The organism is Methylobacterium sp. B4, from assembly GCF_003201865.1.
Classification (GTDB): domain Bacteria; phylum Pseudomonadota; class Alphaproteobacteria; order Rhizobiales; family Beijerinckiaceae; genus Methylobacterium.
The window spans coordinates 615,890-630,366 of sequence record NZ_QJJJ01000001.1 but is presented as its reverse complement, the minus strand read 5'-3'; the positions used below and the strand labels follow the sequence as shown (position 1 = coordinate 630,366).

Here is a 14,477-nt window from a genome sequence, read left to right as displayed (position 1 = left end):
GCGTAGCCACCTTCGACCGGGCCTTGACCTTCCCATGATGGGAAGCTCCATCTGAGGCGGCATGAAACCTTTCGCGGACCATCTCATCCTGCCACCGCCGGCCGCCTCGGAGCCCGCCGGGATCCGGCTGATTCTGCCCGTCGAAGGCATGAGCTGCGCTTCCTGTAGCGGCCGCGTCGAGCGGGCGCTCGCCGCCTTGCCCGGCGCGACGGACGTTGCAGTCAACCTCGCCACCGGCCGCGCGAGCCTCGTATTGCCGGAGGGAACGCCGCCGGCTCAAGCCGTGAAGGCGATCCGCGAGGCGGGCTACGAGGTGCCCGAGGCAATCACCGTCGTCGCGGTCGAGGGCATGAGCTGCGCCTCCTGCGTCGGTCGCGTCGAGCGGGCGCTCGCTGCCTTGCCCGGAGTCTTGTCGGCCAGCGTCAACTTCGCCACGGGCCGGGCCGAGCTGCGCCATCCGGCCGGCGCCGTCTCCTGGAGCGCCGTCGAGGCGGCGGTGCGGGCGGCGGGCTACGAGGCGCACCCGCTCGATTCAAGCTCCGAGGCGAGGCCGACGGACCGGCAGGAGCGGGAGGCTGCGGCCCTGCGCCGAGACCTCATCGTGGCCGCGCTGCTCTCCGCCCCCGTCGTCGTCCTCGACATGGGCGGGCACATGGTGCCGGGCTTCCACGAGGCGGTGACGCACCGGATCGGCGGGAGCGCGCTGGCGTGGCTGCAGGCGGTCCTGGCCACGCTCGTGCTGGCGGGGCCGGGCCGCCGCTTCTTCCGCATCGGTATCCCGAACCTGCTGCGCCTCCATCCCGACATGAACGCGCTCGTGGCGCTGGGCGCGGGAGCCGCCTACCTCTACTCCCTGGTCTCCACCGCCGCCGCCTCGCTGCTGCCTACGGGCGCGGCGCATCTCTACTTCGAGGCGAGCGTCCTCATCGTCACCCTGATCCTGCTCGGGCGCCTGCTGGAGGCGCGCGCCCGAGGTCGGGCCGGTGCCGCGATCGCCAGGCTCATCGACCTCTCGCCCAGGACCGCCCGGCTCGTCTCGGAGGCGGGCGAGCGCGAGGTGCCGGTCGCGGAACTGCGGCTCGGCGACCGGGTGCGGGTGCGGCCGGGCGAGCGCATCCCCGCGGACGGCACCGTGAGCGCGGGTGCCTCCTTCGTCGACGAGAGTATGATCACCGGGGAACCCGTACCGGTGGAGAAGGCTCTGGGCGCGCCCGTCATCGGCGGCACGCTCAACACCACCGGCAGCTTCGACCTGACCGTCGAGCGCACCGGGGCCGACACCGCGCTCGCGCGGATCGTACGCATGGTCGAGGAGGCGCAGGGCGGCAAGCTGCCGATCCAGGCGCTGGTCGATCGGGTGACGCTGTGGTTCGTGCCGGCCGTCATGGCGGTGGCTGCGGTGACCTTCCTGGCTTGGCTCGCCTTCGGGCCGGCGCCGAGCCTCGGCCACGCCCTGGTCGCGGCGATCACCGTCCTCATCATCGCCTGCCCCTGCGCCATGGGGCTCGCGACGCCGGTCTCGATCATGGTCGGCACAGGCCGGGCGGCGGAGCGCGGCGTGCTGTTCCGCCAGGGCGCGGCACTCCAGGGACTGCGGGACGCCCGGGTCATCGCCCTCGACAAGACCGGAACCCTCACCGAGGGCCGGCCGCGCCTGACCGATCTGGTCACCGCGCCCGGCGTCTCGCGAGAGACGATGCTGGCGCTGGCCGGTGCGGTCGAGGCCCGCTCCGAGCATCCGGTGGCGCGCGCCGTCACCGAGGCGGCGCGGGAGGCCGGACGCGTTCCCGAGGCGGACGCCTTCGAGGCGCTGCCCGGTCACGGCGTCGCGGCGCGAGTCGGCGGACAGACGGTCGCGCTCGGCAACCGGCGCTACATGGAGCGGCTCGGCATCGCGACCGCCTCCCTCGAAGGCGAGGCGGCCCGCCTCGCATCCGAGGGCAAAAGCCCGATCTTGGTTGCTCTCGACGGCCGGCTCGCCGCACTCATCGCGGTGGCCGATCCGGTCAAACCGGAGGCGAGGGCGGCGCTGGATGCCCTGCGCGCCCGCGGTCTCACGGTCGCCATGCTGACGGGGGACGCGCGCGCCACCGCCGAGGCGGTCGCCCGCACCCTCGGGATCACCGAGGTCGAGGCCGAGATCCTGCCCGAGGACAAGGTGGCGGCCCTGCGCCGACTGCGCGCGGCCCACGGTCCGGTCGCCTTCGTCGGGGACGGCATCAACGACGCGCCCGCCCTGGCCGAGGCCGATATCGGCATCGCTATCGGCACGGGCACCGACATCGCGGTCGAGAGCGCCGACGTGGTGCTGATGTCGGGCGCGCTGAGCGGTCTGGTCGAGGCGGTGGAGTTGTCGCGGGCCACGCTCGCCAACATCCGCCAGAATCTGTTCTGGGCCTTTGCCTACAACGCGGCCCTGATCCCCGTCGCGGCGGGCGGGCTCGCCCTGTTCGGCGGGCCGCTGCTCTCGCCGGTGCTGGGGGCGGGGGCGATGGCGCTCTCGAGCGTCTTCGTCGTCGGCAACGCCCTGCGCCTTCGCCGGGCGGGGGGCAGCGCATGAACGAGCCTACCGCCCGAGCTGCCACCATCGGCGAGGCCGCCCGGGCCACGGGCGTCTCGGCCAAGATGATCCGCTACTACGAGGAGACCGGCCTGCTCGGTCCGGCGGAGCGGACGGCGTCGGGGTACCGCCTCTACGGCGAGGCCGATCTCCACGCGCTCCGCTTCGTGCGCCGCGCCCGCGATCTCGGCTTCTCCATGCGGGAGATCGCCGAACTGCTCGGCCTGTGGCAGGATCGCTCCCGCGCGAGCGCCGCGGTGAAGAGCGTGGCACTCGGCCACGTGGGGGACCTGCGTCGCCGCATCGCCGAGCTGGAGGCGATGGCCCGCACCCTCGAACACTTGGCCGAACGCTGCTGCGGGGACGAGCGCCCGGACTGCCCGATCCTCGACGATCTGGCCGGAGCGGTTCCCGGTCGAGACTGACGCCGCGACGGCTGTGCGGCGATCGAAGCTTGGCCGTTGACCCGCCGTTGGCCTTCTGCTTGCTGGGACCGGTCCCCGAGCGAGGCCGGGATCGGCGTCGCGGCGCGATCGGATCTCGTCTGATCCGGAAAGGTTGGGTCCATGCCCGTCATCGACCGCATCGCCGCATTCGCCGACGAGGTCACCGCTTGGCGGCACGATCTCCACGCGCATCCCGAGCTGCAATACGACGTGCACCGCACCGCCGCCTTCGTGGCGGAGAAGCTGCGGGCGTTCGGCTGCGACGAGGTCGCCACCGGCATCGGCCGCACCGGGGTCGTCGGCGTGATCCGGGGCCGCTCGCACGGCTCCAACCGCGCCATCGGCCTGCGGGCCGACATGGACGCCCTGCCGATCCAGGAGGTCCGCGACCTTCCCTACCGCTCGCAGGCGCCCGGGCGGATGCACGCTTGCGGTCATGACGGCCACACCGCCATGCTGCTCGGCGCCGCCCGCTACCTCGCCGAGACCCGCGATTTCGATGGGAGCGCGGTACTGATCTTCCAGCCGGCCGAGGAAGGCGGCGGCGGCGGCGAGGCGATGGTGCAGGACGGGATGATGGAGCGCTTCGGCGTCGAGGCGGTCTACGGGCTGCACAACGTCCCGGGCCAGGAACTCGGCACCTTCGCGATCCGTCCCGGTCCGATCATGGCCTCGACCGATCGCTTCACGATTTTGATCGAGGGCAGGGGTGGGCATGCGGCCATGCCCCAGGCGTCGGTCGATACGGTGCTCGTCGCCAGCCACATCGTGGTGGCCCTGCAATCCATCGTCGCGCGCTCCCTCGATCCGCTCGAATCGGGCGTGGTCTCGGTCTGCGCCGTGGATGCGGGCGAGGCCTTCAACGTCCTGCCGCAGACGGCCGGACTGCGCGGCACCATGCGTGCCCTCGCGCCTGCCGTGCGCGACCTCCTGCGCACGCGCCTGAAAGCCATCGCCGAGAACGTCGCCGCCGCCTTCGGCGCGCGGGCCGATGTCGATCTCGCCAGCGGATACCCGGCCACCGAGAACCACCCGGCCGAGACGAGGTTCATGGCCGATGTCGCCGCACAGGTCGTCGGCGAGGCGCAAGTCGAGCGTGACGTCGCGCCGATGATGGCGGCGGAGGATTTCGCCTACATGCTCGCCCACCGGCCCGGCGCCTACATCTTCATGGGCAACGGCGACTCGGCCGGCCTGCATCACCCAGAATACGACTTCAACGACGCGGCGATCCCCTACGGCGCCTCGCTGTGGGCGCGCCTCATCGAGACGGCGCTGCCGGCGCCCGGATCATCTCCGCAGACCGTTTCCGGCTGATCGCCACGGGTCCGTCATTACGAGGCGGGTCCGACCCATCCGAATGCGTCGCCCACAGCGGCTCATGCCGCGTGCACCCGCTCCAGGAAGGTGCCGATGGCGGCCTGAAGTATCGCGCTACCCTCGCCGACGCGCTCGGCGCCGGAGCGGACCTCGTCCGAGCGCGCCTCGTTCGAGACCGCCGCGGCTCGGACGCCGGTGATGCTTTCCGAAACCGTGCGGGCATCCGCCGCCGCGCCGGCGATAGAGCGGGCGATCTCGTGGCTGGCCTGACCCTGCTGCTCGGCCGCCGTCGCCACTTCGGCGGCGATCAGGCTGAGCTGCGCGATGGTCTGGCCGATCCCGCCGATGGCGCCGGTCGTACCGTCCGCGGCAAGCTGGATCGCCGCCACCTGCGCCGCGATCCGGTCGGTGGCCGCCGCGGTCTGGCCGGCGAGCGCCTTCACCTCCCCCGCCACCACCGCGAAGCCACGGCCCGCTTCGCCCGCGCGGGCCGCTTCGATGGTCGCGTTGAGCGCCAGAAGGTTGGTCTGGCCGGCGACCGTGCGGATCAGCGTCACCACGGCGCCGACCTCCTCGGCCGCCCGGGACAGGGTTCCGACCGTGCTCTCCAGGCCTTGCGCGTCGGCGAGGGCGGTCTCGGTGATCCGGCTCGCGTGCCGGACGCGCTCGCCAATGGCCCTTGCGGAGCCCGACAGTTCCTCCGCGGCACCCGCGATGCTATCCACCACCTGCGCCGACTGATCCGATGCGCCCGCCACCTGCTCGGCCCGTAGAGTCGTATCGGTCGCGGTCGCGCGAAGCCGGTCGGCGGCCGAGCGCATGGCCTCGGCCGAACCGGCGAGATTCGCGACCACGCGCTGGGTCTCCTCCTCGAAGGCCCGGGTGGCCGCGGCGAGGCGCGCCCCGCGGGCGCCGTCCTCGGCGAGACGTTCCCGCGCGGCCCCATCGAGATTGCGCTTCTCGATCAGGGCACCCCGGAAATGCGCGATGGCGCCGGCCATCTCCCCGATCTCGTCGCGCCGATGCGTGAACGGCACCGTCGCGTCGAGGCGGTCGTCGGTGAGCGCCTGCATCGTGATCTTCAGGCGATGCAGCGGGCGCTGGACCTGGGTGCGGATGATCCAGAGGGCGGCAAGCAGCGCCAGAACCAGGGCTGCGGCCGGTGCGCCGACCAGGGTCAGGAAAGCGATCCGCTGTGCCTCGGCCGCCGCCTCCCGCTGCCCGTCGAGCCGCGCCAGCACGTCGCGCCCGAGCGCACCGATCTCCGCGACCATGCGCTCGCGATTCTTCACCGTCGCCTCGTCGCCGGCCTGGATCAGGGCGGCGCGGGGTGACACCGTCAGGCCGAGTTCGGCCGTTTCGGTCTGGTAGGCCATGAACTCCTTGACGCCGAGGTCGATCTTGCGGCGGCGCTCGGGCGAAAGGTGCCTCTCCATCGCCGCGAGGAACGGCCCGCGTCCGGCCTCCACCTCGGCCAACGCCGCCTGCAGGGTCACCAGGCGCTCCCGCGCCTCCGCCGTATCCGCCGCGGTGTAGACGGCACCCGCCTGGACCACGGCGTGCTCGATCGCCTGGGCGAGGCCCCGCGCCTGCAGTCCGGCATTCCAAAACGACTCGGTCACCGCGGCGCGGACCTGCTCCTCGGCGGCCTGCCGCAGGGCAAAGACCGAGATGCCGGCGCCGATGAGGCCAAGCAACCCCACGACGATCGTCAGCTTGAGTCCGAGGGAAACACGCATGAAGAAGCCCGCCGATCCGTCGAGGATGGCGGGCTTCTAGGAAGAAGCAGCTTGATCGAGGGTTAAATCAAGCCGGCTATTGTTGCCAAAGACGATCCTGTACGCAGATCATCTGTGATATACGATCAGTTGCGCGGCTGAGCGGTTCCGCCGAGATGGAAGACGCGGTGTGGCACCAGCTCGCCGCGCTCGACGTCGCCGACGGCGACGAGCACCCCGCCGCAGGTCGCGTAGGCCTTGCCCTCCATCGGCGCGTCGTGGCCGCGCAGGATCACGGGTTGGCCGCGCATCAGGCGCAGGCCCATGTCGCGGCTGACGGCGACCGAAGGAACCTCGTCCAGCGCGGTCTCGACCGGGTGAAGGTGCGACTCCGTGCTTTCCTCGAGATTCGCGATGCTGCAGGCGCCCGCCTCCTCGAAAGGACCGACGCGGGTGCGCCGCAGGGCCGAGACGTGGCCGTAGCAGCTGAGCATGCGCCCGAGGTCTCGGGCGAGCGCGCGGACATAGGTGCCCTTGCCGCACTCGGCAGCGATCACCGTGCGGTCGCCGCTATGCTCGATGACCGAGAGGTGATCGATGCGCACGGCGCGGGCGACGAGTTCCACCACCTCGCCGTCGCGGGCGAGGTCGTAGGCGCGCTCACCCTGGATCTTGATGGCGGAGAAGCGCGGCGGCACCTGCTCGATCTCCCCGACGAAGGAGGGGAGGGCGGCCTCGACCGCCTCGCGGGTCGGGCGGGTATCGCTCGTGGCGACCGGGCGCCCCTCGGCATCGTCGGTGTCGGTCTCGACGCCCCAACTCACCTCGAACCGGTAGGCCTTGCGACCGTCCATCACGAAGGGAACGGTCTTGGTGGCCTCACCCAGCGCGATCGGCAGGATGCCGGAGGCCAGTGGGTCGAGCGTGCCGGCATGGCCCGCCTTCTTGGCGTTGAAGAGGCGCTTCACCACCGCGACGGCCTGTGTCGAGGTGATGCCGACGCCCTTGTCGAGCACGACCCAGCCGCTCACGTCGTTCTTCTTCGGGCGGTCGTGACGCGGCCGCCCGCGCGGGGGACGGCGGCCGCTGCGCGGCGCGTTCTCGCGTCGCGCATCACCGTGCGGTCCCTGCGGCGCCTCGACGGCGCGCTCGGAAGAAATCTCGTCCTGCATCCTGTCCTCGATCGACGGGTTTTTGAGGGACTCTGCCCGTCAGGGGGCCATCACGCGGCCCATGGGGTGAGAGGGCGGCACGGCGGCTGCGCCCTGATGGGGATCAATCGCGCGAGGGCGAATCCGGTTCGGCCTCGTCGTCCCCGCGCGGTGCGCTTTCGAGATCCCGCTGGACCTTCTCGCTGCGCAGGAGCCGGTCGATGCGGGCCGCCTCGTCGAAGGTTTCGTCGCGGCGGAATCGCAGTTCCGGGGCGTATTTCAGGTTCACCCGCCGGGCAACCTCCTGGCGCAGAACCTTCCTGTGCCGCTCCAGCGCCGCGATCACCGGGGCTTCGTCCTGCCCACCGAGCGGCATGACGTAAGCGGTCGCGAGTTTGAGGTCCGGCGACATGCGCACCTCCGGCACGGTGACGACGTGCGAGCCGAGCACCGGGTCCTGGATGTCACCGCGCTGGAGCACTTCGGCCAGGGCGTGGCGCACGAGTTCGGCCACGCGCTGCTGGCGCTGCGAGGGACCGGTGGGAGTCTGCTTCTGGGCCATCGGCTAATCACGTCGCTGAGCCGCGGGGCTCGTCTAAGAAACAAAGGGGGCCGCAGCTTTCGCCGCGGCCCCACTTGAGGAAGAGCGGTAGGGGAGGTCCGCTCAGAGCGTGCGCTTGATTTCCTCGACGTTGAAGCACTCGATGAAATCGCCCACGCGCATGTCCTGGTAGTTCTGGAAGGACATGCCGCACTCGTAGCCGGCGGTGACTTCCTTGGCGTCGTCCTTGAGGCGCTTCAGCTGGGACAGCTTGCCCTCGTGGATCACCACGTCGTTGCGCAGCAGGCGGACATGGGCGCCGCGCTGGACCACACCCTCCATGACCCGGCAACCGGCGATCTTGCCGACCTTCGACACGTCGAAGATCTGCAGGATCTGCGCCTCGCCCAGCCGCTCCTCGCGGAGCGTCGGCGGCAGCATCCCCGACAGCGTGGCTTTGATGTCGTCCACGAGGTCGTAGATGATGCTGTAGTAGCGGATCTCGGTGCCGTCGCGCTCGGCCGCGTTGCGCGCTTCCTTGTGGGCGCGGACGTTGAAGCCGATCACCACCGCCTTCGAGGCATTGGCGAGCGTGATGTCCGACTCGGTGATGCCGCCCACGCCCGAGAGCAGGACGCGGACACCGACCTCGTCGGTCCCGAGAGCCGTGAGCGCGCCGACGATCGCCTCGACCGAGCCCTGCACGTCGCCCTTGATGACGACGGGCAGCTCCTTGCGGCCGGCACCCTCCTTGGCCTCGCGCATCATGTCGATGAGCGAGCGGTTGGCGCCGCCCGTACGGGCGGTCAGGCGGTCGCGCTTGATCCGGGCGCGGTACTCGGTGACCTCGCGGGCACGGGCCTCGTTGGGCACCACGATCACGCGGTCTCCGGCATCCGGGGTGCCGTTGAAGCCGAGGACCTCGACCGGAACCGACGGACCCGCGTAGGGCACGTGCTTGCCGGTGTCGTCGATGAGGGCGCGGATGCGGCCCCACTCGGCGCCGGCCACGACGATGTCGCCGGTGAACAGCGTGCCGCGCTGCACGAGGATCGTGGCCACGGGGCCGCGGCCGCGGTCGAGCTGGGCCTCGATCACTGTGCCCTCGCCGTCGCGCTTCTCGTTGGCGCGCAGGTTCATGATCTCGGACTGCAGCTGAAGACCTTCCAGAAGCTCCGGAATGCCATCGCCGGTCTTGGCCGAAACCTCGAATTCGAGCGTCTCGCCGCCCATCGACTCGACCTGGATGTCGTGCTGCAGCAGTTCCGTGCGGACCCGCTGCGGGTTGGCATCCGGCTTGTCGATCTTGTTGATCGCGATGATCATCGGAACGCCGGCCGCCTTGGCGTGCTGAATCGCCTCGATGGTCTGCGGCATGACGCCGTCATCGGCCGCCACCACGATCACGACGATGTCCGTCACCTTAGCGCCGCGGGCGCGCATGGAGGTGAAGGCCGCGTGGCCGGGGGTGTCGATGAAGGTGATGAGATCACCCGACGGCGCCGAGACCTGGTAGGCGCCGATATGCTGGGTGATGCCGCCGGCCTCGCCCTCGACCACGTTCGCCTGACGGATCGCGTCGAGCAGCGAGGTCTTGCCGTGATCGACGTGACCCATGATCGTCACGACCGGGGGACGCGGCTCCAGATCCTCCTCCAGATCCGGCTCGTCGGAGGTGAGACCCTCCTCGACATCCGACTCGGCGACGCGGCGGACCGTGTGGCCGAGCTCCTCGGCGATGAGCTGGGCGGTGTCCGAATCGATCACGTCGGTGATCTTGTGGATCTGGCCCTGCTTCATCAGCAGACGGATGACGTCCACGGCCCGCTCCGACATGCGGTTGGCGAGTTCCTGGATCGTGATGGTCTCGGGAATAATCACGTCGCGGGCGATCTTCTCCTTGGGCTCTTCGTGCCGATGGCCGCTCATGCGCTGCTGGCGGCGCCGGAACGAAGCGACGGAGCGCGTGCGCTCGTCCTCGCCGGACGTGGCGTTGGCGATGGTCAGCCGGCCACGGTTACGGTCGCCGCCCGGCGATTTCGGCGTCTTGGGCGGCGTGATGATCTTGAGCGGCATGCCGGGACGGCGGATCACCCGCTTGGTGTCCGACTCGTCCTCCATCGCCGCGCCGGCGGCACGACCGGCTGGACGCGCCGTGGCCGTCGCCCCGGCGGGACGGGCGGCCGTGGTCGGGGTCGGGGCCTTCTCAGGCTCGGGGGCCGGAGCCGGACGAGCCATGAAGTTGAGGTCGCGGGGCTTCTTCACGTCCGCGGTCAGCGTTCGGCGCGGCTCGGCCGGCGCCTGAGGCGCGATCGGCCGTGCGGCAACCGTCGGGCGGGCCGTCGGCGCACCGGTCCGGCCGGCGGGCGCTCCCGGACGGGACGGCGCCGTAGCGGGACGCTGCGGCGCGGCGCCGGCCGGCCGCTGCTGCATCGGCCGGGTCGCGGCCGCGGCCGGGCGCGGAGCCTGGGGTGCAGCCGGAGTTGCCGGATCTGCCGCCGCCGTCGGAGAAGCGGCCTGCGCGTCCGGGGCATCGGCAGCCACGTTCGAGGCGGCGCGGGCGGCCTCCTCTTCCGCGGCGCGACGGCGCGAATCCTCGGCGGCCTTGCGGCGGAGTTCGTCCTCCTGACGGCGACGGTCCTCCTCCTCGCGGCGGCGCGCCTCGGCGGCCTCGCGCTCGCGGCGCTCGGCCTCCTCGCGGTCGCGGCGGGCCTTCACCTCGGCCTCGGCGCGGGCACGGGCCTCGGCCTCGCGGCGCTGCGCATCGGCGAGAGCGCTGGCGCGGGCATCCCGCTCCTGCTCGCTCAAGGTGCGAAGCACGACGCCGGAGGCGCTGCGGCCGGCCGGACGCGTCGCCGCGGACGGGGCGGGCGCCACCGAAGCGGGGCGCGGCGGCGGCGCGGCGACGGGCTCGCGTGGCGCGACCGCTCCGGGGGCGGCGCCGATCGTGCGCCGCTTCACCGTCTCGACCACGACGGACTTCGACCGCCCGTGGGAGAAGCTCTGACGGACCGTCCCCTGCTCGACCGGGCGCTTCAGCGTCAACGGCTTCGAGGGAGCTCTGGTCTGCGTCTTGTCACCCGGATTGTTCGTATCGCTCATTCAGTCTGAACCCTGAGGGCTTCCATCGTCCCGTCGGCCGGCGGCGGGCATGCCCGGCCGATGATCATTTCATGTCGTCGTCGTGCAAATCGAAGGCGGTCGCGCCAGCATCGAGCGGGGCGTCCTCCTCGGACGCCGACGCCATACCCTCGAAGGTGCGGAACCGACGCCAACGCGCGAGATAGCCGGTTGTGCCGGCTCCCGCGATGAGGGCAGCGTGTATCACATGATCCCGCCCCAAGGCCATGTCCAATTCGGCGTTGGACAGGTCATCGATCACGGGAATAACAGATATGGCATCGCCGTAGCGCCGCCGCAAGGCGGCGCCGAGCTTGCGACGGCCGTCGGGGCTGGCATCGCTGGCGTGAAGGAGGGCCTTGACGCCCTCCGCGCCGAGAACGGCCGACTCGACCTTGCCGAAGCCCGTCACGACGCAGCCGGCCTTGTTGGCAAGCGCCAGCGACTGGCGCAGCTCCGTGCGCAGACCGTCGGCGACCTGAGCGACGAGATCGGGCGGCATCGTCGCGTCGCCGGACTTGAAGGCGCGGTTGAAGGCGCGTCGCTTCACCGCCGCCTCGACCGCCTCGCGGGTAGCGGTGACCCAGGCGCCGCGGCCCGGCAGCCGGGCGCGCAGGTCCGGCACGACCGTGCCGTCGGGACCCAGCACGAAGCGGATCATCGCGGCCGGCGACTGCGCCTTGCGGGTGACGATGCAGGTGCGCACGGGCTCCCGTCCGCGGCCGGGGCCACGGTCGAGAATCGGGCCGTCCTCGGCCGTCTCGCCCTGCGCGATCATATCCTGCCTCGTCGCTTCCGGTGACGGGCTCAGGCCTGCTGCGGCTCGGCTGCAGCCTGCTCGGTGGCCTCGCCTTCCGCACCATCCTCGGCGGGCTCGCCCTCCGTCTCTCCGTCAGCCTCGCCCTCGCTCTCCGTCTCGGGCAGGGAGTCGATCCAGCCGGCCTTCAGGCGGGCGGCCATGATCAGGGCCTCGGCCTCGGCCCGCGACAGCTCGAAGCCGTCGAGATAGCCCGCGTGGCGCACGGCCTCGGGGCCGCGGCCTTCCGTGTAGCCGACGAGGTCGTCGGTGGCGCAGCCGGCGAGATCCTCGACCGACTTCACCTCGTTCTCGCCCAGAGCCACCATCATGGCGGTGGTGATGCCGTCGATCTCGCGCAGCTCGTCCTCGACGCCGAGTTCGCGGCGGCGGTCGTCCTGCTCCTGCTCGATGCGGGCGAGGTAGTCCTGGGCGCGGGCCTGGATCTCGGCACCGGTCTCCTCGTCGAGGCCCTGGATGCCGGAGAGCTCGGCCACGTCGACGTAGGCGATCTCTTCCACGTTGCGGAAACCTTCCGCCGCGAGCAGCTGGCCGACGGTCTCGTCCACGTCGAGCGCTTCCATGAAGGACTGGGTGCGCTCGGCGAATTCCTTCTGGCGACGCTCGGATTCCTCGGCCTCGGTCAGGATGTCGATATCCCACCCGGTGAGCTGCGAGGCCAGCCGTACGTTCTGTCCGCGGCGGCCGATGGCGAGCGAGAGCTGGTCGTCGGGAACCACGACCTCGATGCGGTCGGCCTCCTCGTCGAGCACCACCTTGACGACCTCGGCCGGCTGCAGCGCGTTGACGATGAAGGTGGCCTGATCCTCCGACCACGGGATGATGTCGATCTTCTCGCCCTGCAGCTCGCCGACCACCGCCTGAACGCGGGAGCCGCGCATGCCGACGCAGGCGCCGACCGGGTCGATCGAGGAATCGCGGGAGATCACCGCGATCTTGGCGCGGGAGCCCGGGTCGCGAGCGACCGCCTTCACCTCGACGATGCCGTCGTAGATTTCGGGCACTTCCTGGCCGAACAGCTTGGCCATGAATTGCGGGTGCGAGCGGCTGAGGAAGATCTGCGGCCCACGCACCTCGGAGCGCACGTCGAACAGATAGGAGCGGATACGGTCGCCGGGACGGAAGGTCTCGCGCGGGATCATCTCGTCGCGCCGCACGATGCCCTCGCCGCGGCCGAGATCGACGATGACGTTGCCGTACTCGACGCGCTTGACCACGCCGTTGAGGATTTCGCCGATGCGGTCCTTGTACTCCTCGTACTGGCGGGCGCGCTCGGCGTCGCGCACCTTCTGCACGATGACCTGCTTGGCCGACTGGGCGGCGACGCGGCCGAAATCGAAGGGCGGCAGGGTGTCGGAGATCACGTCGCCGACCAGCGCGCCGGGATTGTAGCGCTGGGCCTGGGCCAGCGTGATCTCGCGGGCGTCGTTCTCGACCTGATCGACCACCAGCAGGTGGCGCGACAGGCGCAGCGCCCCGCTCTTGGGGTCGATCTCGGCGTGGACGTCGGTCTCGGCGCCGTAGCGGGAGCGGGCGGCCTTGGCGATCGCCTCTTCCATCGCCTCGATGACGATCTGGCGGTCGATCACCTTCTCGCGGGCCACCGCGTCGGCGATCTGCAGGAGTTCGAGCCGGTTGGCGCTGACGACGGCCATGGTTCTGATCCTTCTTTCGGTCGTGCCTTCCGCTGCGGAAGCGGGTTCGTGTCCGGGTGTCCTGGCCTCTCTCCGAAAAAGCCGATGCGGCCATTCGGGAGATTTCGCCGGGGTCAGTGCAGGGTGTCGCGGTTCTTGAGGCGGGCGGCCTTGGTGACGATGCCGCCGCCGGGCTTGGGCTTCTTCGCCTTCACCGGCTTGTCCGCCTTGCCGGCCCCCTTGGGCTTGGGCCGCTTCGGTTGAGGGATGAAGCGGATCTGAGGTGCCTCGTCCTCCGCCTCATCGCCGTCTTCCTCGTCCACGCCGTCGCCGTCCTGCGGCGGGGCGGAACCCCGGCGCAGCGATTCGCGGATCAGCTCGTCGGTGAGCACGAGATGCGCCTCGCCGAGATCGCGCAGCGGCACGTCGATGCGGCTCGGCAGGCCGGGCTTCACGTCGGGCAGGTCGATCGGCACCGTGGCGCCGTCCGGGCTCGGCACGCCCAGGATGCCGCGGAAGCGCTTGCGCCCGTCCATCGGCACGGCAAGCTCCACCTTGGCCTCGTAGCCGGCCCAACGCTCGAAATCGGAGACCCGCACCAGAGGGCGGTCGATGCCGGGCGAGGAGACTTCGAGGTAGTAGGCGCCGCCGACCGGGTCCTCGAGATCGAGAATGGGCGAGATCGCGCGGCTGACCGCCTCGCACTCGTCGACGCCCATCGTGCCGTCGGGCCGTTCGGCCATGATCTGCAGAGTGCAGCCGTTCGTGTTCGAGATCTTCACCCGCACAAGGCGGAAGCCGAGTCCCTCGATCGGTCCCTCGACGATCTGGGCGACGCGCGCGGCGACGCCGGTCTCGCTGACAAGACGCTTCTCGGTGGGCTCCGCCATGCTGTCGTTTTCCGAAAGTCTCGATCGGGGGTTAAGCTTGGCAAATCCGGTTCAGGAAGCGCTTGCGGAAATAAAAAAGAGCGGACCCCGGGGGGCCCACTCCCGCAAGCAGCCTATCGACTGCACCAGAAATGTTGAGCCGTGACTTAACCCCGGCGCGCGGCGAATTCAAGCGCTTCCGCGCGCCATCCTGCGTCCCAAACCCGCCACGGGTGGCTGCAAACGGGGTGCCCGGTGCTGATCGAACGACGCGAGGCGGCAAGCCTGCGAGGAAGAGAGC

10 protein-coding genes are annotated in these 14,477 nt (G+C 70.9%); 3 read left to right on the top strand and 7 right to left on the bottom strand.

The features are described from left to right. Positions 1–61: 61 nt before the first annotated feature. The 3 genes from BY998_RS03010 (at position 62) to BY998_RS03000 (ending at position 4,323) form a co-directional block, all read left to right on the top strand. Positions 62–2,560 (top strand): heavy metal translocating P-type ATPase, encoded by a 2,499-nt coding sequence (locus BY998_RS03010; RefSeq protein ID WP_110350111.1) that lies wholly within the window; start codon positions 62–64, stop codon positions 2,558–2,560. Continuing rightward, positions 2,557–2,985, top strand: coding sequence for a Cu(I)-responsive transcriptional regulator (gene cueR, locus BY998_RS03005; RefSeq protein WP_110350110.1), 429 nt, complete (start codon positions 2,557–2,559; stop codon positions 2,983–2,985). Before BY998_RS03010 ends, cueR begins: the two co-directional genes overlap by 4 nt. A 141-nt stretch (positions 2,986–3,126) precedes the next feature. Further along, positions 3,127–4,323 carry a M20 aminoacylase family protein gene (locus tag BY998_RS03000; protein WP_110350109.1) on the top strand — a complete coding sequence of 399 codons (1,197 nt, stop codon included), beginning with the start codon at positions 3,127–3,129 and terminating at the stop codon, positions 4,321–4,323. Between the two features lie 62 nt (positions 4,324–4,385). Here the strand turns inward: BY998_RS03000 and BY998_RS02995 are convergent, their stop codons facing one another. From BY998_RS02995 to rimP, 7 genes are all read right to left on the bottom strand, one after another. Then, complete coding sequence (locus BY998_RS02995) at positions 4,386–6,065, bottom strand: HAMP domain-containing methyl-accepting chemotaxis protein (protein ID WP_110350108.1); 1,680 nt, start codon at positions 6,063–6,065, stop codon at positions 4,386–4,388. A 125-nt stretch (positions 6,066–6,190) separates the two neighbouring features. Beyond that, a complete protein-coding gene (truB, locus tag BY998_RS02990; RefSeq protein ID WP_110350107.1) occupies positions 6,191–7,216 on the bottom strand; it encodes a tRNA pseudouridine(55) synthase TruB in 1,026 nt (341 codons plus the stop codon). Positions 7,217–7,319: 103 nt separating this feature from the next. Further along, positions 7,320–7,757, bottom strand: a complete 438-nt coding sequence (gene rbfA, locus BY998_RS02985) for a 30S ribosome-binding factor RbfA (RefSeq protein WP_110350106.1) — start codon at positions 7,755–7,757, stop codon at positions 7,320–7,322. A gap of 102 nt (positions 7,758–7,859) precedes the next feature. Continuing rightward, entirely contained in the window at positions 7,860–10,838 is a 2,979-nt protein-coding gene (gene infB, locus BY998_RS02980) for a translation initiation factor IF-2 (protein WP_110350105.1), read from the bottom strand. A 64-nt stretch (positions 10,839–10,902) separates the two neighbouring features. After that, complete coding sequence (locus BY998_RS02975) at positions 10,903–11,634, bottom strand: RNA-binding protein (protein ID WP_110350104.1); 732 nt, start codon at positions 11,632–11,634, stop codon at positions 10,903–10,905. A 29-nt stretch (positions 11,635–11,663) separates the two neighbouring features. Next, positions 11,664–13,328: a transcription termination factor NusA gene (gene nusA, locus BY998_RS02970; RefSeq protein ID WP_110350103.1), complete on the bottom strand. Its 1,665-nt coding sequence runs from the start codon at positions 13,326–13,328 to the stop codon at positions 11,664–11,666. Positions 13,329–13,441: 113 nt separating this feature from the next. Then, positions 13,442–14,197 carry a ribosome maturation factor RimP gene (rimP, locus tag BY998_RS02965; protein WP_110350102.1) on the bottom strand — a complete coding sequence of 252 codons (756 nt, stop codon included), beginning with the start codon at positions 14,195–14,197 and terminating at the stop codon, positions 13,442–13,444. Positions 14,198–14,477 lie beyond the last annotated feature (280 nt).